The sequence below is a fragment of the Sphingomonas sp. GW821-FHT09B04 genome, assembly GCF_059418285.1.
In genome coordinates, this window is the sequence record NZ_JBWKPO010000006.1 from 35,200 (window position 1) to 58,845 (window position 23,646).

Here is a 23,646-nt window from a genome sequence, read left to right on the forward strand (position 1 = left end):
ATGCTCAGATACGCCGCCGGCCTTGCGCTCGTCCTCGCCACGCCCGCCGTTGCGCAGGATGCTGCGAAGGCAGACCCCGCCCGGATGGACGCGGTCGTCCGCGCCGATGCCGACAAGGGCGAGTTCATGGGCGTCGTCCTCGTCGCGCGCGACGGCAAGATCCTGTTCGACAAGGGCTATGGCTCGGCGAATCTCGAATGGAAGATCGCCAGTGACGGCGACACCAAGTTCCGCATCGGATCGCTGACCAAGCAGTTCACCGCCACTGCCATCCTGCTGCTGCAGGAACGCGGCAAGGTGAAGCTCGACGCGCCGATCAAGACCTATCTGCCTGATGCGCCCGCGGCATGGGACCAGGTAACGGTCCGCAACCTCCTCACCCATACCGGCGGCATCCCCAATTTCACCTCCTTCCCCGATTATGCGAAGCTGCAGACGCTCGAGACGACACCCGCGAGCCTGATCGCGCGCTTCAGCGACAAGCCGCTCGATTTCCAGCCGGGCGAGAAATACGCCTATTCCAACTCGGGCTATGTCCTGCTCACCGCGATCATCGAAGCGGCGAGCGGCCAGCCCTATGCGACCTTTCTGACGGACAGTATCTTCAAGCCGCTGGGCATGGCCGACACCGGCTATGACAATCACGCCACGATCATCCCGCGCCGTGCTGCGGGCTACACCCCCTCGCCCAAGGGCGTGGTCAACGCCGACTATGTCGCGATGACGGTTCCCCAGGGGGCGGGCGCGCTCTACTCGACGTCGCACGACCTGCTCAAATGGCAGCGCGGCCTGTTCGGCGGCAAGCTGCTCACGCCGGAATCGCTCAAGGCATATCTGACGCCGCTCAAGAACAACTACGCATTGGGCGTCAACGTCGTCACTGCCGATGGCAGCAGCACCATCTCGCACAGCGGCGGGATCAACGGCTTCAACACCTGGCTCGGCTATGATCCCGATCGCAAGCTCACCGTCGTCGTACTCGCCAACCTCAACGGCGGCGCGGCCAGCCGGCTGGGCAAGGCGATGCTCACACTGGCACGCGGCGGGACGGTGACGCTGGCAAGCGAACCGCAAGCTAACAGCAAATAGGCCACCATCGTTTGCGGCGGCGGGTTGATCACCCGCCGCCGCCCCAACCCCGCATTAACCACCTCCGTTAGCCGCTTCTCATCCATGTCTCCGCTATGTCGTCCGCTGCCGGATTCCCCTCGGCCTGTACGAATGAGCGCATGACAAGCACCACGAATCCTCTTTCCGCCGACACGCCGTCGGCGATGGCCCGTCCGGGAACCACCAGCACGATCATCGCGCTGATGCTGCTGATGATCGGCGTCATGATCGCAAGCTTCGCCTATGTTTCGGGGCAGGAAGCCGAACTGCGCAACGGCCGTATGGAAAGCCGCCATATCCGCATCGCGCGGCAGGCGCTGATGGAAGCCGATGTCGCCGTGCTCAACGCCATGGTCGATGGCGCCGCCGCCCATGCCGGCCGCTATCGCACGGCGATCGACAAGCTCGACGGCCAGCCGGTCAACCACTTCCCGCAGACCATCCGGTTCGACCGGCGCGAAACCAGCACCATCGCAGTCATCGGCAGCGTGAGACGTGGCTGGACGGCGATCATGGAACGCATCGAGGCGGGTGACCTTGCCGGCGCGCGTGCGTTGCACGACACGCTCGGCATCCGGCAACGGACCACAGCAGTGGTCGATGCGATGATCGTCCAGATCGAGCAACTCGACGCGCATAACGACCGCGCGCAGGGCAATATCGATTTCACGATCAAGGCGGTCGTGATCCTTCAGCTTGCGAGTGGCTTGTTCTGCATCGCCGTGTTCCTGTTCGCGGCCCGGCGGGGCGCAGCGGAGGCCGAAGCGCGCGCGCTGGCGGTCGACAACGCCACGCGCTCGCGCGAAGAGGTCATGCGCCTCTTCGAGATGACCGACATGCTCCAGAGCGCACAGGACCAGAGCGACGCGAACATGGTGCTGCGCGCGACCGCGATGGAGCTGCTGCCCGACCTGACCGGCACGCTCTATGTGTTCAGCAATTCGCGCGACCGGCTGGTGCTTTCGGCGAGCTGGAACCTCGGCGACGGCCCTGCTCCCGCCGATACCATCGGCCTCAACCAATGCTGGGCGCTCAAGCGCGGCAAGCCGCACGTCAACCACCCCGGCGGCGACAAGCTGCGCTGCGAGCATCATGCCGAAGGCGCCTTCGTGCTCGAAATCCCGATGGCTGCGCGTGGCGAGGTGCTTGGCCTGTTCTGCATCCAGACCACCCGCGCCGATGGCGATGTCCGCCTTCAGGAGGTCGCAGGGCTCGGCACCGCGCTTGCCGATGCGATGTCGCTCGCGCTCGCCAATCTCGCGCTCGGCGCCAAGCTGCGCAGCCAGGCGCTGCGCGATCCGCTGACCGGCCTCTACAACCGGCGCTATATGGAAGACGCGCTCCAGCGCGCGGTTCAGCTTGCGCAGCGCGAGAAGCAAGAGGTGTCGGTCGTGATGATCGACCTCGACCATTTCAAGCGGCTCAACGACCAGCACGGCCATGCCAAGGGCGATACGGTGCTGCGCGACGCGGCTTCGGTCATCACCCATCAGTCACGCGAAACCGACGTCGCCTGCCGCTATGGCGGCGAGGAACTGCTGGTCGTGATGCCCAATTGCAGTCTCGAGGATGCCGCGCATAAGGCCGAGCGGCTGCGCATCGGCATCGCTGCGCTGTCGCAGCCGGGGATCGATATCTCCGCGTCGTTCGGCGTCGCCTCCATCCCGATCACCTCGTCATCGGTGCATGATCTGATGCAGGCTGCGGACGCGGCGCTCTATGTCGCCAAGGAACAGGGCCGCAACCGCGTGGTGACGGCACCGCCGCTGATCGATCCGATCCGCGACCAGCTTCTTGCCGCCGAATAGCGCGCGGCTCGAAGCCGTAAATTCGACCACCGCCCCCGGCCAGCCGACGCAAAATCAGGGTTAGCCGCGCGCTAACCCGGACCCGCACCGCTCAAGGCGCGTTCAGCGCGGATGCGCAAACCCGTCTGGCCCCTTCCGCTCGTCGCCCTCACCCTGATGACCGCCGCTTGCGGCGGAGGAAGTGGAGACAGCGGCGTCATCGTCGCCCCGACCCCGACGCCAACCACCACCCCCACGCCGGCACCGAGCCCGTCACCGACACCCTCGCCGTCACCGCTGCCCACCACATGGGCGGGCGTCGCGGGCTATTACGACGTCCAGCCCGACATCGCCGGGTGCCGTGCAGGCACACTCAAGGCGGCGGTGAAGACCGAATTTCTCGCGCGTCTGAACGATATCCGCGCGCGTCACGGCCTTGCGCCCGTCACCTATTCGACCGACGAGGATGTCCAGCAGGCCGAGTCCTCGCTGATGATGGCCGCCAATGTCGCGCTCAGCCACACCCCGCCGGCCAGCTGGCGCTGCTACACCAGTGGCGGCGCGAGCGGCGCAGGCGCGAGCAACCTGATCGGCGGTTGGGGCACCGGTCTCGGCTTCGACAGCGAGGACGATCTGCTCGCAGGCTGGCTGCGCGAGGGCGGCACCGCCTCGCTCGGCCATCGCCGCTGGATCCTCCACCCTTTCCTGCGCAAGACCTCTTATGGCCGCGTTTCGGCGCTGCTTCCCGACGGCCGTCGCGCCACCACCGCGTCGATGCGCGTGTTCGGTTTCGTGAGCGCAGGCCCTGCACCCACGACCGTCCCGTCCTATGTCGGCTTCCCGCAGGGCGACTATCCGTCGCGCTATTTTGCGTTGACCGACTATCTTTCCTTCTCGGTGGTACCGAGCAGCAGCGACAACGGCGCCGACCGCTCGGTCGATTTCTCGGCCGCCACCGTCACGGTGCGTGGACCCTCGGGCGATCTTCCCGTCACCAATATCAGCCGCGACAATGACGGCTACGGCATCGCCAACAACATCCAGTGGCGCGCCACCGGACTCGCCGCCAATACCAGCTATACGGTGACCATTGCGGGGGTGCGTGGCGCACCGCAGGGGGCCTACAGTTACACTTTCCGCATCGTCCCGTAACCGAAGCGCTTTTTCCCTCTGAAAGGCTCGGCTAGGGTCTTGGAATGACCCCGCCTGCCCTCGCCCAGCTCGGCACCGTTCTACCGCTTCTCGACCTGCTCGGCATCGCGCTGTTCGCCGCCACCGGCGCATTGGCGGCGGCGCGGCACGGACAGACTATGGTCACCGCCGCTTTCTTCGCACTGATCACCGGAGTCGGTGGCGGCACGATCCGCGATCTGCTGATCGGCGCGCCGGTATGGTGGGTCCACCACCCCTATGTCTCTGCGCTGTGCCTCGGCGTCGCATTGCTGATTTGGGTGACGCCGCAGAAATGGTGGCACGGCGCAGCGCTCGACTGGCTCGATGCGCTCGGCCTCGCCGCCTATGCGGTGTTCGGGGCCGCCAAGGCGTTCAGCTTCGGCATCCCGCCCGTTCCGGCGGCGTTGATGGGCGTACTCACCGCCTGCTGCGGCGGTATCATCCGCGATGTACTCGCAGGCGAACCGTCGATCCTGATGCGGCCCGAGCTCTACGTCACCGCCGCCGCGCTCTCTTCCGGCCTCTATGTGCTGCTGATGCTTGCGGGATTGCCGCTGCTCGTTGCCGCAGTGATCGCCGCCATTGCCGGCTTCGCCCTGCGCGCCGCCGCCATCGCCTGGAAGATCAAGCTCCCCGCCTATCGCGGCAGGCGCTAAGGCTCCATCAGCCAGGCGATCGCCGCGTCGCGCCTGGCGAAGATACCGAAATCGGGCCGTATCTTCTGCAGGCGCTTGCCCTGCATGCGCCCGGTCGCATTGGTCACCACGAACGCGACCTTGCGCGCCCACAGCGCGCGGACTGCCGGATGATCGAACGACTCCATCATCATGTCGATCGTCGCAGTCGGCACCGCGGGGACGCCGCTCACGTCGTAGAGCGTCACATGCTGGCCGATCTCGTCCCCGAAAGTCTGGATCGCGGCACGCAGCTCCTCGCCGACCCAGCTCGAATCCTCGGGCGACAGGACCGTATACGCCTCGACGATCACCAGCTTGCGCGGGCGGTCGACGATGATCCGGTGCGTCAGGGGGGCGGACATGGTGCGCTGAACCTAGCGCGCCACAACCGCCAAGTCATTCTTAACGTAGAAATAATATGACGAATCTCAGTCGCGCACCACGCCCGTCTCGCTGAACGGCCTCGGCTCGACCGGCGGCGTAACCGCATTGTTCAGCTCGCACTGCCAGATGCCGATATCGACCCAGCGGCCTTCCTTGAACCCGATCTCACGCAGCTGCCCGGCACGGCGGAAGCCGACCTGCTCATGGTTACGGATCGAGCTGTCGTTGGGCAGCGAGATCACCGCAATCGCCTGGGTGAAGCCCTGCGCGCGCAGCGTGTCGATCAGCGCCTCATAGAGCAGCCGGCCGATCCCCTGCCCCTGCACCGCACCCGCGACATAGACCGACGTCTCGACGACATAGCGATACGCTGCACGCTCGCGGAAGCGCGTGGCATAGGCATAGCCCAGCACGCCCTTGCCCTCGCCATTGGTCGCGACGATCCATGGGAAAAGACCATCGGACGATTCCATCCGCGCGCGCATCTGACGCGCATCGGGGGGATCGAACTCGAAGCTCACCGTCCCCGTCAGCACATAAGGGGCATAGATGGCGGCAATCGCCGCGGCATCGGCGGACTCGGCGGCGCGAAGCTTGATCACAGGCCGATCCTCGCCAAGATCAGGTCGATCAGCCTGACATCCGCCCGCGCATTCACAGCGCTCGGGCCGAGCGCGCCGCATTCAAGGCAGCGTGCCTGCATCGACGACCCCATCGCCAGCCGCTTTGCATCTCCAAGCGCCTGACCGAACACCGCGCGCCGGTCGGCTGCGATACGGGCATATAGGTCGCCGCCGCTCTCGGGCGCGGCTTCCTCTTCCTCGTCACCGCTCGTGGCAAAGCTCGCGAACAGCTGTTCGAACCAGCCCGGCTCCCGCTCGAGGTACAGTGCATGCACCTTGGCCGGATCGAGATTGGCACGCTTCGCCGCCTCGGCGACCGCGTCACTAAGGTTGCCGAACCGGTCGACCAGCCCCAGCTGGCGCGCGGTGCCGCCGTCCCAGACGCGACCCTGACCGATCTCGTCCACCCGCTCCGGGGTCAGCTTGCGCGACTGCGCGACGAGAGTGATGAAGCGGCGATAGCCCTGCTCGATCCCCGACTGCAGGACACGGTCCAGCGTCTCGTTGGTGCCGGCATAGAGATCCGGCTGGCCGGTCAGCGGCGTGGTCTTCACCCCGTCGCTGGTCACCCCGATCTTGGCGAGTGTGTTCTCAAAGGTCGGGATCACGCCAAAAATGCCGATCGATCCGGTGATCGTGTTCGGCTCGGCGAAGATCACGTCGGCCGGCGTCGAGACCCAATATCCGCCCGACGCGGCAAGGCTGCCCATCGAAACCACCACCGGCAGCTTCTGCGCCTTGGCTTCGAGGATCGCCTGACGGATGCGCTCGGACGCCAGCACCGACCCGCCCGGCGAGTCCACGCGGACGACCAGCGCCTTGAGCTTCTTCTCGGCAAGGCCCTTGAGCAGCAGCGCAGAAACCGTGTCGCCGCCCGCGGTGCCCGGTCCCGCCTTGCCGTCGACGATCTCGCCCGCGACGGTGATCACGCCGATCGCGTCGCCGCCCTTGGGCGCCGGGTTGGCCTCCAGCCAATTGGCCAGCTTGATGCTCTTATAGTTGCCTGCGGGCTTGCTGGCATCTGCGCCCGCGATCTCCGCGACGCGCTTGCCGAACGCCAGCCGGTCGCCCAGCTTGTCGACCAGCCCGGCGTCGAGGTTCGCCTTGGCGATGTCGCCATTGGCCGCCGCGACCACCACATCGGGCTGAGCGATCGTCTGGGCGAGCTTCGCTTTGGGCCGTGCCTTGGCGACCGCTTCCTGCCACTGGCTCCAGATCGTGCCATAGAGCGCCTCGTTCGCGGCCTTCGCCTCGGGCGACTGGCCGGTCAGGAGATACGGCTCGACCGCCGACTTGAATTTGCCGACCTTGTAGACGTGCGCAGTGACGCCGAGCTTGTCGATCAGTCCCTTATAATAGAGGCGCGAGCCACCCGGCCCGGTGAACAGCGTGCCGCCGATCGGATGGACCCAGATCTCGCTCGCATTCGCTGCCAGCAAATAGCCGCTGTCGGTATAGCCGGTGGCATAAGCGAGCACCGGCTTCCCCGCGGCACGCACCCGCGCGACGGCCTGCCCTACCTCGGCGACTGCAGCAGGATAGCCGCCCATGAACCGGTCGAGGTCGAGCACCACCACCTTCACGCGGGCATCGCCTTTGGCTGCGTCGAGCGCGCGCACCAGATCGCGCGTCCGGTGTTCGCGGATCGTATCGCCGCCCCCGAACGCTGCGAACGGATCGGCTTCCGAAGGCTGTTCGACGATCATGCCGTCGATGTTGACCACCAGCGCGCCGTCCTTGACCGCCGCCGGATTGGGCCGTGCCGAAAGCACCGCGAACAATCCGATAAAGAACAACAGCATGAACAGAAGGACGAGTCCGTCCTTGATCCCGACCAGCAGCTTCCATGCGCCGCGCACCAGTTTCACGTCTTCTGCTCCTCGAAGATGCCCCGCGTCTCTTGACGCACAGGCAAGGCTTTGGAGCAAGCGATAACGAGGCTGTGTTAAGGACGCAATACAGGTGCGCGATGGCGTCCGGCGTCTCAGGAGAGAAGAGCATTCCCTCAGGCCGTCATCCCGGCCTTGTGCCGGGATCCACCGGGAGGCAGCGCATGGACCAAAGGCTCAAGCCCCGCCGGCGCGGCACCGTGGATCCCGGCACAAGGCCGGGATGACGATCGCAGGCGGGAGGACGCGGCGGTTCCTTCGATCCTAAAGCGACAGCTTCCACATCACCGAAATCCGCCAGTCCTCGTCGAACGCGGGGTAAGGATCGTCGATTGCGGTCGCCGCCTCCAGCCCGATCTCGGCCTTCTCCCTGAACCTGATCCGCCCGCCGACCCCCGCCGATGCCATCGACAGGTCGATCCCGGGATCGATCCCGCGCGGCGCGATGCCGATCCAGGCACGGTCGGCGAAGGCATAGAGTTCGCTCGCCGCGAACGCCCCGCTTTTAAGCGGGCGCACCGCCAGCTCGCCCAGCGCTCCCGCGCCCTTGTCGGCGGTCAGGAAGGCGGTGTCGAATGCGCGCCCCAGCACCTCGCCCCCGACCGAAAAGCGCTCCGCCGCAGGCAGCCGGTCGCCGCTATACTGGCCCGACAGGTTCAGCCGCACCGCCACGCGCTTGCCCAGCGCCTGCGCAACACTCGCGGCACCGCTCACCTTGCGGAAGCGCTTCTGCGCGAACGGTTCGATCACCCGCGCACCGAACATGTCGATCCCCTGCGACGCCGCCGCGCTCACCGCCCAGGACCGTTTCTCGCGCGTGTCGCTGATCCCCGCCGCAACCCGTACCGCGCGTGTCCGTTCGGTCGCGATCAGATTGCCCAGCACGGCATTGTCGCTGTTGATCCCGTCGACGCCCACGCTCAGGTCCGCGGCGCGGTGAAAGCTGCGCACCAGCGGATAGGACAGCGTCACCCCCGCCAGCTTCGCAATACCCTTGCCGGCATAGCCGCGCGGCCGCGTCTCCAGCCAGGCGGCGTTCGCGGCAAAGGTCAGCCCGCTCGCCGTCAAGGGCGCCTGATAGCCCGCCGCGGCATAGCGATAGCGCCTGAAATCGCTCGCCGACGACAGGCTCAGTGTCAGCTGGTCACCCTCACCTGCCAGGCCATAGAATTCGGCGTTAAGGTCGAACTGCCCGCGCCCGGTCAGGTCGACGCCGCGATTGCTGAAACCGGCGGTGATCCTGCGCCGCTTCTGTCGCGGCGTCAGCGTCAGGTTGAGCGCGCCATTGTTCTGCGGATCGTTGAATTCCGGCTCGACCGTCAGGCCGGGGATCGCGCGCATCAGCGTGAACTGCCGTTCGAACGTCGCCCGGCTCAGCGGGGCTTCGGTCGTCATCCGCCCCGCCCGCGCACCAAGCAGCCGGTGGCTGCCGCGCGGCGCCTTGATCTCGACTTGCGCGATCCGGCCTTCGGTCAGCAGCACCTCGACCACGTCGTTGGCGAAATCCTGCTCGGGGATCGCGATCGTATACAGCGCGATGTCGCTCTTGCCATAGGCCCGCGACAGGCTTCCGGCGAGCTCGGCGAGCGTCCCGGCGTCCATCGGCCGCCCCAGAAACGCCTCGGCCGCGCGCGCCACGGGGCGCGGCGCTTCGGCCCCACGGAACCGGATGCCGCGGATCGGTCGTCCGGTGCCGCTGGCCTTGATCTTTGCGTGCTCGATCGGCGGCGCCGGCTTGAGCTGCGGTACGGTCGGGCTCGGGCGATCGATCCGGTTACGGTCGATCAGCCGGGTGCCGTCCTGCGGACTCGCAGCGGCGGCCAGCGCCATCATGGCTGCCAGCATCATCTTTCCATCCTCGCCATGGAGGCGCCCGCGCTGGCTGGCGCGGGCGCAGGAGGCTCAGTCGTTCTTCTTGGGTGTAAGGCCGCCGAGTAACCCGCCATTCTGGCCGTTCTTGCCCAGCAAATTGCCGACTGTGCCGGTGGTGGTCTGCACCACGCCCTTAGTCGTTCCGACCAGGCCGTTCGTGGTACCGCCCAGCAGCCCGCCCGTGTTTCCGAGCGTGCCGTTCACGTCGAGCGCGACCAGCTTTCCGCCGGTCGCGGCGCCTACCGTCGCCAGCGAACCCGTGCCGGGGTTCTGTGCGAGCACGTTGAGCCCAATCAGCGGCTTCGACCCTTCGGGTGCGGCAATCACCTGCCCCTTGCCCAGATCGATCGCGACCAGCGCGCCCAGCTTGCCGCCGACCCCGTCGAGGATCAGCCCGCCGGTGCCGCTGCCTTCACCCAGATTGACCAAAGTCTGCCCGGTCCGGTCGAGCACGCGGGTGACGGTACCGGTAACGATTCCCGCTACCGGAAGCTTGCCGTTCACCACCTGCGCCAGTTGGTCATGCTTGCCAGCAACGCCGATCACCGTGTTCCCCGCGGTGACGATCAGATTGCCGACCAGCCCGGTGGCGCCGCCCGAGCTGCCGGTGCCGCCCGACGAACTGCTCGACCCACCCGAACTTCCTCCCGATGAGCTGCCCGACCCACCGGACGAGCTGCTCGAGCCGCCCGAACTGCTCGAACTCGAAGGTGGCGGGTTGTCGCCGACCCATCCGACCCGATAATTTCCGGAACTTTCGCACGCTGCCAGTGCCAATGCCGCCGTGGAGGCGAACACCAGCACCGGCCAAATGGCCGTTTTTCCAGTCATGACGCATCTCCTGTCCTATCGATACTTTCACGCATCGATGATGACAGAAAATTCTATTCACTGCAGTAGGTTCCATGAACTTGGAATAAATCGTAGTTACTGAATCATTTATTTTCAGTTTACTTGCCATCTACTGTAGCGCCGAACGTTCCTCCGCCTGTCGGATTCTTTTCCGGACTCGCCGCGGCTGCGGTTGACGATACCAGACCCCGCATCCATATGCCGGGCGCTGGCACTCGCTTCAGGGGAGTGCCAACAATTTCAACCCGCGTTCAGGAGAGCTCCATGAACTTTCGTCCGCTGCACGACCGTGTGCTTGTTCGTCGCGTCGAGGCCGAGGCCAAGACCGCCGGCGGCATCATTATCCCCGACACCGCCCAGGAAAAGCCGCAGGAAGGCGAAGTCGTCGCCGCCGGTTCGGGCTCGAAGAACGAGAAGGGCGAAGTGACCCCGCTCGACGTCAAGGCCGGCGACCGCATTCTGTTCGGCAAGTGGTCCGGCACCGAGGTCAAGGTCAACGGCGAAGACCTGCTGATCATGAAGGAAAGCGATATCCTCGGGATCATCGCCTGACCTCATTCACCGCACCGCCTCGCGCACGCGTGGCGGTGTGACTTTTGAGACTTTCCAGATTTTGAAAGGGTAGCCACCATGGCAGCCAAGGACGTAAAATTCGGCCGCGACGCGCGTGAGCGTATCCTGCGCGGCGTCGACATCCTCGCCGATGCGGTGAAGGTCACGCTGGGGCCGAAGGGCCGCAACGTCGTCATCGACAAGAGCTTCGGCGCGCCGCGCATCACCAAGGACGGTGTGTCGGTTGCGAAGGAAATCGAGCTCAAGGACAAGTTCGAGAACATGGGCGCCCAGATGGTGCGCGAAGTGGCCTCGAAGACCAACGACGTCGCCGGTGACGGCACCACCACCGCGACCGTGCTTGCCCAGGCAATCGTGCGCGAGGGCATGAAGTCGGTCGCGGCCGGCATGAACCCGATGGACCTGAAGCGTGGCGTCGATCTCGCGGTGACCAAGGTCGTCGCGGACCTGCAGTCGCGTTCGAAGCCGGTTTCGGGTTCGAGCGAGATCGCCCAGGTCGGCATCATCTCGGCCAATGGCGACCGTGAAGTCGGCGAGAAGATCGCTGAAGCCATGGAGAAGGTCGGCAAGGAAGGCGTGATCACCGTCGAGGAAGCGAAGGGTCTCGAATTCGAGCTCGACGTCGTCGAGGGCATGCAGTTCGACCGCGGCTATCTGTCGCCTTACTTCATCACCAACCCCGAGAAGATGGCGGTCGAACTCAACGATCCGTACATCCTGATCCACGAGAAGAAGCTGTCGTCGCTCCAGGCGATGCTGCCGATCCTCGAGGCGGTCGTGCAGTCGGGTCGCCCGCTGCTGATCATCGCCGAGGACATCGAGGGTGAGGCGCTGGCCACGCTCGTCGTGAACAAGCTGCGCGGCGGCCTCAAGGTCGCAGCCGTCAAGGCGCCGGGCTTCGGCGATCGCCGCAAGGCGATGCTCGAGGACATCGCGATCCTGACCAAGGGCGAAGTCATCAGTGAAGATCTCGGCATCAAGCTCGAGAGCGTCACGCTCGGCATGCTCGGCACCGCCAAGCGCGTCTCGATCGACAAGGACAACACCACCATCGTCGACGGTGCGGGTGAAGCCGATGCGATCAAGGGCCGCACCGACGCGATCCGCCAGCAGATCGAAGTCACCACCAGCGATTACGACCGTGAGAAGCTCCAGGAGCGTCTCGCCAAGCTCGCCGGCGGCGTGGCCGTGATCAAGGTTGGCGGTGCTTCGGAAGTCGAAGTGAAGGAGCGCAAGGACCGCGTCGACGACGCACTGCACGCGACCCGCGCAGCCGTCGAAGAGGGCATCGTCCCCGGTGGCGGCACCGCGCTGCTCTATGCGACCAAGGCGCTGGACGGCACCGAAGGCGCGAACGAGGACCAGACCCGCGGTGTGGACATCGTCCGCCGCGCGCTGACCTCGCTGGTTCGCCAGATCGCGCAGAATGCCGGCCATGACGGCGCGGTCGTCTCGGGCAAGCTGCTCGACCAGACCGACACCTCGTTCGGCTTCAACGCTGCGACCGACACCTACGAGAACCTCGTGGCTGCCGGCGTGATCGACCCGACCAAGGTCGTTCGCACCGCGCTCCAGAACGCAGCGTCGGTCGCCGGCCTGCTCATCACCACGGAAGCCGCTGTCTCGGAACTGCCCGAAGACAAGCCGGCCATGCCGATGGGCGGTGGCGGCATGGGCGGCATGGGCGGCATGGACTTCTAAGTCCTGTCACCCGGCCACCCGGCTGGAACAAGCAAGGGGCCGGCGGAGCGATCCGCCGGCCCTTTCTTCATTCTCACCGCCGCAACGTCACCCCCAGCGTCACCGCCCTAGCGGCAGTCCCGTCAATCCGCCGCCCGCCGAGCAGATCGACATCGATCCATACCTTCGGTGTCCAGCGCACCCCGGCCTGAAACCCCGGTTTGCTGCCGTCGCGAACGAACCCCTCGGCCATCACCGACAAATTGCCGCCCACCCGCGCCTCGACCTGCGCCCCGACAACCACCCCATGCCGGTCCTCGGTCCTGGCCCATTGGTAACTCAGGTTGAAATTAGTGCGGACCCGCGGCGTCAGATCGATCGTCACCGGCACCAGCACCGTGGCGCTCTCCGCCTTGCCGGTTCTCATATCCACCGCCGCCGACACCGCCACGCCCAGCCCGAACCCGCGCGACGGCGAACGCAGCGCCAGCTTCGCCGCCGGCCCGATCAGCGTGTGCCGGTGCCCCCGCTCCCAGCCATGCTGGATCGCCGCACCGAACTCGACCGACGACAGTGCATGGAAGGTGCAGGCGGGCGACAGGTTCACCAGCCGCCGACCGCCCTCGAACCCGGTCAGCCAGCTTTCGGCGTGACACAGGCCCGGCGTCTCGACTTCGGCATCGTCGATGACATGGGCCCCGCCCGACGCGCGCGCCTCCTCGGCCACCACGAACATCGCGGCAAGACCGAGACCGGCGGCACTCCAGCCGCGGGGAACGTCCCCGCGCCGGAGCCGGATCACCGAAGCCATCCCTTGCGCTTGATGTACCAGAGCGGCAGCAGCGCCGCGAGCAGGGTCAGCAGGATGGTGGCGGTGAACCCCCATTCCCATGACAACTCGGGCATCACTGCGAAGTTCATCCCGTAAAAGGTCGCGATCAGCGTCGGCGGCAGGAACACCGCGGTGATGATCGTGAACACCTTCACCACCTGGTTCTGCCTCACGTTCAGGCTCGTCATCACCGATTGCTGGAGATAGCGGACCTTGTCGTGCTCGAACCCGGCATGTTCCTTGATGCTCTGGATATCGGAGATCAGCGTCTCGATCTGGCCGCGCAACTCGACGTCCTCGACCTCCGCGCGCAGATATCGTGCCGCCCGCGCCAGCAGCAACTGGCTCTCCAGGATGCGCGAGACCAGCTCCTCGCGATCGTTGAGTTCGGCCATCGTCTCACCGATATCGTCGGTCGTCAGCTCGCGTCCGGCATCATCATAGCCCTCGGCGATCTGGCGGATCTTGCGGTTCATCCCCTCCAGCGCCGCACTGGCGAGCTCGAGGATCTGGTTCGACGCCGAATTCGCCGCCTGAAGCAGCGCGTACATCACGCCATGCGCGGTGCGCGGGATGCCCGGCCGCCGTCGCAGGATCGCCAGCGCCCGATCGAACGGCGCGAATCCCTCCGCCGGCTCGCGTGTCACCAGCACCGTGTCACCCAATGCAAAGCCGATCTGGTCCTGCCGTACGTCATGTCCCTCGCGCGCCAGCACGCTGACGGGCAGATAGATGAACCCGGCATCTTCCTCATAGCCCTCCTCGGGCGGCGGAAAGCGACAGCCGAGATCGGCCGCCGCGCGGCCAAGGCCGGCCGCGTCGTCACTGCGCAGCCGCCGCCACACCGGGGCAAGGCTGACCTGTTCGGGGACCAACCCCGCCTGATTTGCATGTGCCATCGCCTATTCCCTTCCGGCGCGGTCGGCGTGCGAGGGCGAGGAGGACGACGTCACCGTCGCCGTCCCGCCCGGCTGCAGATAGTGGATTCCGATCATCGCGGCGCAGATCAGGACGTAGAGGATGATCACCGAAAGGATCACCTCCCGCTCCAGATCGGCGGACGAGTTCCTGCGCTTGCGCATGGCTCAGCCCTCCTCTGTCAGGCGGCGAGACGGAAGACGCGGCGGGGCGGCACGCATCGCGGCGCCACCTCTCCTTCGTCGCGGACCCAACGGGCCGTCGGCACCCCGGTCACCGGGTCAGGCGACCAGTCGAGCCGCAGCGGCGCGGGCCGCGGGACGATGCGGACTACCCGCACAGGCAGGCGATAGACGCACGCGGCCGGACGGCCAGGCGCCAGCGTGAAACGGCGATTGTTCAGATTGGTCATGCTCACCTCCATCGGCCCGTCATGGGCCTCCGGGGCGAGCGGGGACGCGACTAGCGGCCGGCGCTCGCCCGGCGATCCGTGCCGGGCGCGTTCCTCGGTTTCGATGCGGCGGCGGGCATGCCCGTCACCGCGTTGCTACTAGAGTCGCTGTCCATGGTTCCTCTGGTTGCGATTCCCGCGCCCCGGATTGGGCGCGGCCGGGCGTCTGCGCCTGCCCGCCGGCAAGGTCAACCCGTTTCGGGCATCAGCAAATGCGCGATTCATGGTATCGCTTCCCGAAATTTAACGGTTCACCGCTAACGCCGGATCAGGGGGTTCAGGAGCGGCATGAACGCGGCAAAGGCCATTGATCGATCGACTGTCTGTGAGGCGGCATCCATGCTGCACCTCGCGCCGGCCGCCGTGTCCGCCGATTTCCTTCCGCTCGGCCTGACCGATCCGGCCTTCGATGCCGAGTGGGACGATCTCGCCGCCGACGCATCCGAGCCCAACGCCTTCATGGAACGCTGGTTCGTCTCCGCCGGCGCCGCACACCTTCCGCCGCGCCACGGCCGCCTGCTCGCCATCCGTGCCGGCGACCAGCTGATCGGCCTGCTCCCGCTCACCACCGAGCCACGCTATGGCCGCCTGCCGATCGCGCATGTCGAGAACTGGCTCCACTATCACTGCTTCCTCGGCGGCCCGCTGCTGCGCCGCGGGCATGAAGCGACCGCCTGGGCCGCAATCCTCGCCGCGCTCGACGCCGACCCGCAATCGACCGGCCTGTTGCATCTGACCGGTCTGGTCGAGGACGGCCCCGTCCACCGCGCCCTGCTCGCCATCGCGAACCGCCCCTGCGATACGGTCCACCGGATCGAGCGCGCCCTGCTTCAGAGCGATCTCTCGCCGACCGCCTATTACGAAGCCACGGTGCGCAAGAAGAAGCGCAAGGAGATCAAGCGCCTCCAGTCGCGCCTCGCAGAGCTGGGCGCCGTCACCACCACACGCCTGATCAACCGCGACGATCTCCCCGGCTGGATCGACACCTATCTCGCGCTGGAGCAATCCGGCTGGAAGGGCCGCGCCGGATCCGCGCTCGCCAGCGAGCCGCACACTTCCGCGTTCTTCCGCGATGCGCTCACCGGCGCGTTCGACGCGGGCAAGCTCGAGCTCCTCCGTCTCGACCTTGACGACAAGCCGCTGGCGATGCTGGTCAACTTCCTTACCGCGCCCGGTTCCTTCTCGTTCAAGACCGCGTTCGACGAGGAATTCTCCCGCTACTCCCCGGGCGTGCTGATCCAGCTCGATAATCTCGCCATCCTCGACAATCCCGCCATCGTTTGGATGGACAGCTGCGCCAGCGCCGATCACCCGATGATCGACAGCCTGTGGGGCGAACGCCGCGCCATCGTCCGCGTCACTTTGCCCCTCGCCGGCTGGCATAGCCGTGCGCTCTTCCACGCCGCCCGCGCCGTCGAGCGCGCGGCCGAAGCCATCCGCAACCGCCGCACGCGCCCGCAAGCGCCTCCGGAGACCGAAGAATGACCGCCACCCGCCTCGCGCCGGCAACCGTGTTCGACACCGACGCCCGCGCCCGCTTCGCCACCCTCTATCCCGAGCAGCCGGGCAAGATCGCCCACGGCCTCACCGGCCACAGGTTGTTCGAGCTCGAGTCGCTGGTCGAGCTGTCTCAGCGCATCCGCCCGGTCGATGTCGAGCAGAACCTCGCCAACTTGCCCATCGAGGTCGATCCCTCGACCGTCCAGCATAACGGCCTGTCGGTCGCGGACTCGATCCGCTCGATCGAGCAGAACGGCTCATGGATGGTCCTCAAGTTCATCGAACAGGACGCGATCTACCGCCAGCTCCTCGACGAGATTCTCGACGAGCTGGAACCGCTGGTCACGGCCCGCACCGGCGCGATGATCAAGCGCGAGGCGTTCATCTTCGTCTCCTCCCCGGGCGCGGTCACGCCCTTCCATATGGACCCGGAGCACAACATCCTCCTCCAGCTGCGGGGTGAGAAGACGATGATGCTCTTCCCCGCCGCCGACCCCGATCTGACGCCCGGCGCGCTGCAGGAGGAATTCCACCGCGGCGCCCACCGCAACCTCCCGTTCCGCGACGAATTTGCGGGCAAGGGCCAGCCGATCTCCCTCACACCGGGCGAAGGGCTGTACGTGCCGGTCAAGGCGCCGCACTGGGTACAGAACGGCGCGGCGACCTCGGTCTCGCTCTCGGTCACCTGGCGCTCCGAATGGAGTTATCGCGAGGCCGACGCCCATGCCTTCAACCGCCTGCTGCGCGGCGCGGGCCTCAGCCCCGCCATGCCCGCGCGCTACCCAAGCCAGAACATGTTCAAGGCCTATGCCTGGCGCGCGCTCGCCAAGGCGAAGCGGCTGACGGGAAACCCCGACCCGCAATGACCGTCACTCTGCCCCTGACCCACACGCATGAGGTTGACGCGCGAATTCTCGATTCGCTCGACGGTCTCGCATGCGAAGCGTCGAGGGCCGCGCAATCCGGCTTCTACGACCGCCACGACTGGCTGGCGCTCACCTGCGCGCATATCTATCCCGGCGACCCACTCGCCATCGCCACCGCGCATGAAGGCGACGCCGCGGCATGGCTGCCGCTGCACGATTGCGGCGGTGGACATGGCCGTGGCCTTGCGAGCTGGTACACGCTCGCCTTCGCCCCGCTCTTCACCCCCGGCACCGATCCGGACACCCGCGCCCGCCTGCTCGGCGATCTCGCCCGTATCCTGCGCCGCCGCTTCGACACGCTCAGCTTGTGGCCGCTTGAAGCCGATGTCGCCGCACAACTTCAGGTCGCCTTCCGGGCGCAAGGCTGGCTGCCGCGCCTCCAGTTCGAAACCGCCAACTGGGTTGCCGACACCGCAGGCCTCGACTTCGACGCCTATTGGGCCAATCGCCCCTCGAAGCTGCGCAACACCGTCCGCCGCCGGACAAAGAACTCGCCCTTCACCACCGAGGTTCTCGATCGTTTCGACGATGCCGCATGGGACGCGTACGAAGCGGTCTACGCGCATAGCTGGAAGCCCGACGAAGGCGCCCCCGCCTTCCTCCGCGCCGCCGCTGCGGCGGAGGGTGCCGCCGGCACGCTGCGCCTCGGCATTGCCCGGCGCGACGGCGCTCCGGTCGCCGCGCAATTCTGGACGGTCGAGAATGGCCACGCCACGATCCACAAGCTCGCCTATCTCGAAAGCGAGCGCGAGCTGTCGCCCGGCACCCTGCTGTCGGTCGCAATGTTCCGCCACGTCCTCGACCGGGATCACCCGGCGGTGATCGACTATGGCAATGGCAACGAGCCCTATAAGGCCGAGTGGATGGACACGCGCCGCGAACGCTTCCGCCTGCGCTTGTTCAATCTGCGCAGCGTCGGCGGCCTGTCTCAGGGCGCGGCGCGCGCCGCCCGCGCCGCGCTCCGCCGCATTACCGGCTGAGGATCGGCTCTGCCGCAATTGTATAGTCAAATCCGTGATGCAGCCCGTCGAGGCGCGCGTCCGTGGCCAGTGCACGCTCGCGAATAGCCTCGCCCTGTGCCAGCAGCGCGGCCGCGAGCGTCCGGTCTGGCATCGTCTCCAGCCGGCGCAGGCACATGTCGATCTGACTGTTCACGAAGCGCGCGCCATAGCGGATTGGGAAGCGCGCGATATCGGTGACTCGCCAGCCATTCGTTTCCAGCCGCTCCACCACCCATTCGAGCGGAAACTCGCGATAGGGCCGCTCAGCAGACAGCCACAGACAGGCGTCGCGATATCGTCCGATCTCCCAGATGATCCGCCCCGCTTCGGTCCCGGGATCGTGGCTGACATAGGGTTCCAGCCCGACCAGATAGAGCCGCCCCGCCGTCACCCCGTGCAATCGCGCGAACATCCGCTCCTGGAAGTACGGCGCGAAGCCCTCGATCGCGCCGATCAGATAATCGGCCAGCACCGTATCGAAGCGCTCTCCGGCCAACAGTGTCGGGTCCGCCCAGTTGCCGACGATGATCCGGTCCTGCGGCCGCCGCACCGGTTCGGCGACGTCGCGCACCTGCGCGGCATGCGCGACTGCGCCGCTCACCGCGATCCAGCGCTCGGTCGGAATCGACGTCACCCACCCGATCGAGTTGGTGCCCGTCCCCGCATCGAGCACGGTGCCCCAGGGCTGCTCGCCCTGAAGCGCCTCGATATGCCGGAACAGTGCGGACGGCTGTCGCGTCCGCACTGCCCCTGCCCGGGCGGAGAGGAGCCCGCTCAGAACGCCGCCCGCAGGCCGAACGCGATGTTGCGCCCGCGCAGCGGCGCCGCATTCTTGATGAACGATGCGTGGTTGAACGCCAGTTGGTTGGTCAAATTGGTCCCGCGCACGAACAGCTCCGCGCTGCGGTTCGCGCCCAGCTCCAGCTTGTAGGCGACGGTCGCGTTGATCATGTCGTACCCTGGGGTCGTGGTCTCGTAGGACGCGACCTTCCCCTGTTCGAACACATGATAATATTCGGCGTCCGCGGTGAATGCTCCGAGATGGGCATCCGCACGCGCGCCCAGCCGGCCGGCGGGAATGCGTGGTAGGTTGCCCTGCCCATCCTTGAACTTGGCGCGGACATAGTCGCCGAACACCGACGCCGCGAACTGCGGCGTGAATTCATAGCGCACCTCGCCGTCGATCCCGCTGAAGGTCGCGCCGCGCCCGACATAGCGGATCAGGCGGAAGTCTTCGAACCGGTCGATCGTGTCGCCATAGATATAGTTGGCGAAGTCCTGATGGTACGCACCGATGGTGAAGGTCGCCGCGCCCTTGGTCTTGCGCAGCGTCAGATTGACCGAGTTCGACTTCTCGACCCCGAGCGACACCTTGTCGCGCAGCCGCGTGTTGCCCGTGACCATGCCGATCTCGAATGTGTTGGTCGCGAGGTGGACGCCATAAGCGTACAGTTCCTGCACCGACGGCGCGCGCTGGGCATGGGCAAAGGACAGCGCGACCGAATAGCTGTCATCAAGGTTCCAGACTGCCGCGGCCGATGCCGAGAACGGGCTGTGGCTGATCGAGGGATAGCGCGCGGCGTACGACTTCACGTCCTGCCACTCCTGGCGCACCGCACCCTCCAGCCGCACCGGGCCGAGCTGGAGCGATTCCATCAGGAACAGCGCGGTGTTTTTGGTCTTGGTGTTGATCAGGAACGCCTCGGCACCGGTGGCTGAGAAATCGCTCTCCATATGCTGCACGCCGAACACGCCGCGCAGCCCGCCGATCGGCTTGTGCGCCAGCTCCAGCCGCAGGTCGGTCGCCTTGTTCTTGAAGGTCGTGGCGACCACGCCCTCGTCCAGCTCGTCGTGTTCATAGTCGGTGAACGACATGCGAAAACGCACCCGCTCAAATCCGGGCAGCGGATCGCGCCAGTCGCTGCGGATGTCGAACCGGTCGCTGCGCATCTTCACCTGCGGCGGATCCTCATGCCCATGCCCATGGTCATGGTCGTGATCGCCGTCGTCATGGCTGTGCCCGCCGCAGTGCAGCTTGGTGCCGTGCGGATGGCAATCCTCATATTCGTGGCTATGGCCGGGCAGGCCATAGGTGCTGCGCTGGCGGGTATAGGCGACGCCCAGATAGCCCTTGTCGCCGATCCACGACGCGCCAGCGCTCAGCGTGTTGGTGTCGTTGTACGATCCGGCGACATGATCCTCGCCGAACTTGCCGGGCACGCGATAGTCGTTCGACTTGCGCTTCACGCCTTCGATGCGAAGCGCGAACGGACCGACGCCAGCGGTCACCCCGCCGACGATCGCACGTTCATCGTCGCCCGTGCCCAGCCGGCCCTCGATCGCGCCGCCGATCCCGCCCTCGGGAATCGACGTTGGCACCTTGTCGTCGAGCAGGTTGATCGCGCCGCCGCTTGCACCGCTGCCATAAAGCAGGGTCGCCGGGCCGCGCAGCACCTCGATCCCGCGCAGCAGCAGCGGTTCCGCGGCGATATTATGGTCGGGCGAGATTGCCGAGGCATCCTGAATACCGACGCCGTCGGTCAGCGCCTGCACGCGCGGCGCGGTCTGGCCGCGGATCACCGGACGGCTCGCACCGCCGCCAAAGCTCTCGAAATTGATGCCGGGCTGCCCGGCCAGCGTCTCGCCCAGCGTCGCCGCGCGGCGATGCACCAGCTCGTCGCCGCTCAGCGTGATGACAGGAGTCGCGGTCTGATCGGCGGTCTGCTGCAATGGACTCGCGGTGATAACGATCTCGCCCTCGGCATGGCTGCCCGCCTGTCCCGCCGCGTTGGCAGAACTGTTGGCATAGGCCGCACCCGGCAGGATCGCCGCCGCCGACACGGCACAAAGAAGATGATGACGCACGCTTTTACCCCTTCACGCTTAACTGACGCGCGCCGATTAGGTGATGATGTATCATCACGCAATAGCGTTGTTGAAGTTTGTGACGGCGCTGGTCCAATCGCCCGACCGCCGCTAACAACGGGCGATGCCCGCGCCTTCCGATGCCCCGCCGGTTCGTGATCGCGCGCTCACCCGCACCGATATCGAGGCGCTGCCCGCCGGCAGCGCGCTGGTCGATTGCGATCTCGAGGAAGCCGATCTTGCGCGCCTCGACCTCTCGGGCTGGTCGTTCGAGCGCTGCAATCTGCGCCGCGCAGACCTCAGCGGGGCGACGCTCGCGCGCACGCGCTGGCAATCGTGCCGCGGCGCCTTCGCCAATTTCGCCCGCAGCGATCTTAGCGAAGCGGTCTTCGCCGCCAGCGACTTCAATAACGCCTCCTTCAAGCGCTGCGAGGTCGAGGGCGCGCGCTTCTCTGGCTGCAAGCTCACCGGCGCGGACCTGACCGATCTCAAGGCGGTCGAGGTGAAGTTCGAGGAAAGCCTGCTCATCGGGGCGCGGCTGCGGAAGCATGATTTCCGTAAGGTGGCGCTGAAGCGGATCGATCTCTCGCAAGCCGATCTGCGCGAGTGCGACTTCCGCCTCGCCGCATTTGAGGAGTCGAGCCTGCGCGAAGCCCTGCTCGACGGCGCGCGGTTCGAGGGCGCCGATCTGCGCGGCGCCGATCTTGGCGGGATGCGGATCGCCGATGCCGGCCGCTTTCGGGGCGCGGTGATCTCGCGCGATCAGGCGGCGCTGCTACTGGACGAACTGGGCCTCAAGGTGCTGTGAGGGGAGCCATGCGGGGGAATTTTGCCATGAAGCGCGATCAGGCCGCGCCGTTCGTCGTGCTCGCCGCGCTGACGCTCGCGCTATTCTCCGCCTTCTTCCACTGGCAGATCCTCGATATCTCCAATGTTGCCTGGCTGTTGCGCGGCACCGACAATGGCGAAAACGCGCTCGGGCTTCACGCTTGGCTACACGATCCCGCCCCCGCCTTCCTCCGCACCACCCTGCTCAACGCGCCCGAAGGGACCGGTCTGCTGTTCACCGACAGCAACCCGCTGCTCTCGGCGCTCGCCTTTCCCTTTCGCGGCCTTCTGCCAGCCGACACGCAAGTCATCGGCTGGTGGCTGCTCGCCTGCCTGTTCCTCCAGCTCTTCTTCGCGTGGAAGCTGCTCTGCCGTCACGCGCCCAACGAGCTGGCCTTGTGGTGCGGCGTCATCCTGCTCGCGGCGCTGCCGACGCTGTTCAACCGCATCGTCCATGTGAACCTGATGGCGCATTGGCTGATCCTGTGGGCGCTGTGGCGCTTCACAGATCCGGAGCGTTCAGCGTCGAACAAGGGCTGGGCGGTGCTGATCGCGCTCACCGCCTTCATCCACTCCTATCTGCTGGTGATGGTCGGCGCGATCTGGGCGAGCGCCATGCTCGAACGGCTCTGGAAGAACCAGAAGGGCGCGCCCAGCCTCTTCGCGGAATGCGCCGCGATCCTGCTGATGGTCGGCGGTATCGCGTGGAGCCTAGGTGTGTTCGAACCGCACTGGCCTTCGGGCAATTACGGCGCGTTCGCGATGCCATTGGACGCGCTCTGGAATCCCGGCGTGGGGACGTATTCGACTTTTCTCCCTGCAATCGAACAACGCCCCGGTCGCGGGTTCGAGGGGTTCCAGTATCTCGGCCTTGGGCTGCTGATCCTCCTGCCGCTCGCCGCGGTCCTCGCCCACCGCCTGCCGCGCCCCGCGTCGGATTCGCCTGACAGCCTCGCGCGGCTCACATGGCTGGTCCCGGCGCTGATCGCGCTCACGCTACTTGCGATCAGTACCTATCCCGACTTTGCCGGCCAGCGGCTGCCGCGTTATCAATTGCCCGGCAGCGTTGCCGTCGCGCTCGACGCGGTGCGCGCTTCAGGACGGCTGTTCTGGCCGGTCGCCTATGTGCTGGTCTTCGCGGGCATCCGTATCCTCTACCGGCTCGAACCGCGCCGCGCGGGTCTGGTTCTTGTTGCCCTTGCGGTCGTGCAAATCGCCGACCTCGTGCCGATGGCCGGGTCAATTCGCGCTCAGACTTCCGAAGCGCGCGGCGCCCCGCTCTACGTCCGCACCGCCTCGCCCGAATGGGATCAACTGGTCGCGCAAGCGAAGGACATCGCCTTCGTTCCTGGTGACGTCACCAAGGGACTCGGTCTGTTTCAGGAAGTCGCGTGGCGTGCGGCAAAGGCGAGGGTCCCGGTCCGTGCTGTCTATGCCGCCCGCCCCTCGCTCGCCAGCAACGCGCGGCAGAACACGGAAACCGATGCCTTTCGCAGGGGCGAAGTGGTACCCGGCCGTCTCTATATCCTGATCGACGGCGAACCGATCCCACCCCCGATGATGACGCGGGTTCGCCTGCTCGACGGGGTCACGATCCTGTTCGAACCATCGAATTAAGGTTGGGGCGCCAGCTCATTGGCGCCGCCAAACACGTATCACGGCACGGATTTCCAGCTGCCCGGCATCTTTTCGTCAGTTTCACCGA

The 23,646-nt window shown here is 66.4% G+C and carries 22 protein-coding genes; 11 read left to right on the forward strand and 11 right to left on the reverse strand.

Annotated features, from left to right (window positions below):
- The 4 genes from AC07NK_RS18205 (at position 1) to AC07NK_RS18220 (ending at position 4,726) form a co-directional block, all read left to right on the forward strand.
- A complete protein-coding gene (locus AC07NK_RS18205; protein WP_495172034.1) occupies positions 1 to 1,089 on the forward strand; it encodes a serine hydrolase domain-containing protein in 1,089 nt (362 codons plus the stop codon).
- 140 nt (positions 1,090 to 1,229) lie between these two features.
- On the forward strand, positions 1,230 to 2,918 hold the full coding sequence (locus AC07NK_RS18210) for a GGDEF domain-containing protein (protein WP_495172035.1): 1,689 nt from the start codon (positions 1,230 to 1,232) through the stop codon (positions 2,916 to 2,918).
- A gap of 111 nt (positions 2,919 to 3,029) precedes the next feature.
- The gene (locus tag AC07NK_RS18215; protein WP_495172036.1) at positions 3,030 to 4,049 is read left to right on the forward strand and encodes a CAP domain-containing protein; all 1,020 of its coding nucleotides are present in this window, start codon (positions 3,030 to 3,032) and stop codon (positions 4,047 to 4,049) included.
- A 44-nt stretch (positions 4,050 to 4,093) separates the two neighbouring features.
- Entirely contained in the window at positions 4,094 to 4,726 is a 633-nt protein-coding gene (locus AC07NK_RS18220) for a trimeric intracellular cation channel family protein (protein ID WP_495172037.1), read from the forward strand.
- Here the strand turns inward: AC07NK_RS18220 and AC07NK_RS18225 are convergent.
- The 5 genes from AC07NK_RS18225 to AC07NK_RS18245 form a co-directional block, all read right to left on the reverse strand.
- Positions 4,723 to 5,109 carry a hypothetical protein gene (locus tag AC07NK_RS18225; protein WP_495172038.1) on the reverse strand — a complete coding sequence of 129 codons (387 nt, stop codon included), beginning with the start codon at positions 5,107 to 5,109 and terminating at the stop codon, positions 4,723 to 4,725. The genes AC07NK_RS18220 and AC07NK_RS18225 overlap by 4 nt on opposite strands.
- Before the next feature lie 66 nt (positions 5,110 to 5,175).
- A complete protein-coding gene (locus tag AC07NK_RS18230; protein WP_495172039.1) occupies positions 5,176 to 5,733 on the reverse strand; it encodes a GNAT family N-acetyltransferase in 558 nt (185 codons plus the stop codon).
- A complete protein-coding gene (sppA, locus tag AC07NK_RS18235; RefSeq protein WP_495172040.1) occupies positions 5,730 to 7,622 on the reverse strand; it encodes a signal peptide peptidase SppA in 1,893 nt (630 codons plus the stop codon). The genes AC07NK_RS18230 and sppA overlap by 4 nt, the downstream gene beginning before the upstream one ends.
- Before the next feature lie 285 nt (positions 7,623 to 7,907).
- A complete protein-coding gene (locus AC07NK_RS18240) occupies positions 7,908 to 9,491 on the reverse strand; it encodes a ShlB/FhaC/HecB family hemolysin secretion/activation protein (protein ID WP_495172041.1) in 1,584 nt (527 codons plus the stop codon).
- Between the two features lie 54 nt (positions 9,492 to 9,545).
- On the reverse strand, positions 9,546 to 10,346 hold the full coding sequence (locus AC07NK_RS18245; RefSeq protein ID WP_495172042.1) for a hypothetical protein: 801 nt from the start codon (positions 10,344 to 10,346) through the stop codon (positions 9,546 to 9,548).
- 285 nt (positions 10,347 to 10,631) lie between these two features.
- Here AC07NK_RS18245 and groES point away from each other — a divergent pair, with 285 nt between their 5' ends.
- Positions 10,632 to 10,919 (forward strand): co-chaperone GroES, encoded by a 288-nt coding sequence (groES, locus tag AC07NK_RS18250; protein WP_495172043.1) that lies wholly within the window; start codon positions 10,632 to 10,634, stop codon positions 10,917 to 10,919.
- Positions 10,920 to 10,997: 78 nt separating this feature from the next.
- Complete coding sequence (gene groL / locus AC07NK_RS18255; protein ID WP_495172044.1) at positions 10,998 to 12,641, forward strand: chaperonin GroEL; 1,644 nt, start codon at positions 10,998 to 11,000, stop codon at positions 12,639 to 12,641.
- Positions 12,642 to 12,714: 73 nt separating this feature from the next.
- On the opposite strand, the gene AC07NK_RS18260 is transcribed toward groL, so the two are convergent.
- From AC07NK_RS18260 to AC07NK_RS18275, 4 genes are read right to left on the reverse strand one after another with little or no spacing between them, the layout of a single operon-like run.
- Entirely contained in the window at positions 12,715 to 13,422 is a 708-nt protein-coding gene (locus AC07NK_RS18260) for a PA4824 family protein (protein WP_495172045.1), read from the reverse strand.
- Positions 13,419 to 14,351: a CorA family divalent cation transporter gene (locus AC07NK_RS18265; protein ID WP_495172046.1), complete on the reverse strand. Its 933-nt coding sequence runs from the start codon at positions 14,349 to 14,351 to the stop codon at positions 13,419 to 13,421. Before AC07NK_RS18265 ends, AC07NK_RS18260 begins: the two co-directional genes overlap by 4 nt.
- Before the next feature lie 3 nt (positions 14,352 to 14,354).
- Positions 14,355 to 14,534, reverse strand: coding sequence for a hypothetical protein (locus tag AC07NK_RS18270; protein WP_495172047.1), 180 nt, complete (start codon positions 14,532 to 14,534; stop codon positions 14,355 to 14,357).
- 17 nt (positions 14,535 to 14,551) lie between these two features.
- Entirely contained in the window at positions 14,552 to 14,782 is a 231-nt protein-coding gene (locus tag AC07NK_RS18275; protein ID WP_495172048.1) for a hypothetical protein, read from the reverse strand.
- 378 nt (positions 14,783 to 15,160) lie between these two features.
- On the opposite strand from AC07NK_RS18275, the gene AC07NK_RS18280 reads away from it, so the two are divergent.
- The 3 genes from AC07NK_RS18280 to AC07NK_RS18290 are packed head-to-tail and all read left to right on the forward strand — an operon-like array spanning position 15,161 to position 18,227.
- Positions 15,161 to 16,306, forward strand: a complete 1,146-nt coding sequence (locus AC07NK_RS18280) for a GNAT family N-acetyltransferase (RefSeq protein WP_495172049.1) — start codon at positions 15,161 to 15,163, stop codon at positions 16,304 to 16,306.
- Positions 16,303 to 17,187 (forward strand): cupin-like domain-containing protein, encoded by an 885-nt coding sequence (locus AC07NK_RS18285; protein ID WP_495172050.1) that lies wholly within the window; start codon positions 16,303 to 16,305, stop codon positions 17,185 to 17,187. Before AC07NK_RS18280 ends, AC07NK_RS18285 begins: the two co-directional genes overlap by 4 nt.
- The gene (locus tag AC07NK_RS18290) at positions 17,184 to 18,227 is read left to right on the forward strand and encodes a GNAT family N-acetyltransferase (protein ID WP_495172051.1); all 1,044 of its coding nucleotides are present in this window, start codon (positions 17,184 to 17,186) and stop codon (positions 18,225 to 18,227) included. Before AC07NK_RS18285 ends, AC07NK_RS18290 begins: the two co-directional genes overlap by 4 nt.
- On the opposite strand, the gene AC07NK_RS18295 is transcribed toward AC07NK_RS18290, so the two are convergent.
- Both AC07NK_RS18295 and AC07NK_RS18300 read right to left on the reverse strand, forming a co-directional pair.
- Positions 18,217 to 18,993, reverse strand: coding sequence for a hypothetical protein (locus AC07NK_RS18295; RefSeq protein WP_495172052.1), 777 nt, complete (start codon positions 18,991 to 18,993; stop codon positions 18,217 to 18,219). The two genes, AC07NK_RS18290 and AC07NK_RS18295, sit on opposite strands and share 11 nt — an antisense overlap.
- A 29-nt stretch (positions 18,994 to 19,022) precedes the next feature.
- On the reverse strand, positions 19,023 to 21,113 hold the full coding sequence (locus AC07NK_RS18300) for a TonB-dependent receptor domain-containing protein (protein WP_495172053.1): 2,091 nt from the start codon (positions 21,111 to 21,113) through the stop codon (positions 19,023 to 19,025).
- Positions 21,114 to 21,237: 124 nt separating this feature from the next.
- Here AC07NK_RS18300 and AC07NK_RS18305 point away from each other — a divergent pair, with 124 nt between their 5' ends.
- Positions 21,238 to 21,921, forward strand: coding sequence for a pentapeptide repeat-containing protein (locus tag AC07NK_RS18305; RefSeq protein ID WP_495172054.1), 684 nt, complete (start codon positions 21,238 to 21,240; stop codon positions 21,919 to 21,921).
- Between the two features lie 26 nt (positions 21,922 to 21,947).
- Positions 21,948 to 23,558 (forward strand): DUF6311 domain-containing protein, encoded by a 1,611-nt coding sequence (locus AC07NK_RS18310; RefSeq protein ID WP_495172055.1) that lies wholly within the window; start codon positions 21,948 to 21,950, stop codon positions 23,556 to 23,558.
- The last annotated feature ends 88 nt before the right edge of the window (positions 23,559 to 23,646 follow it).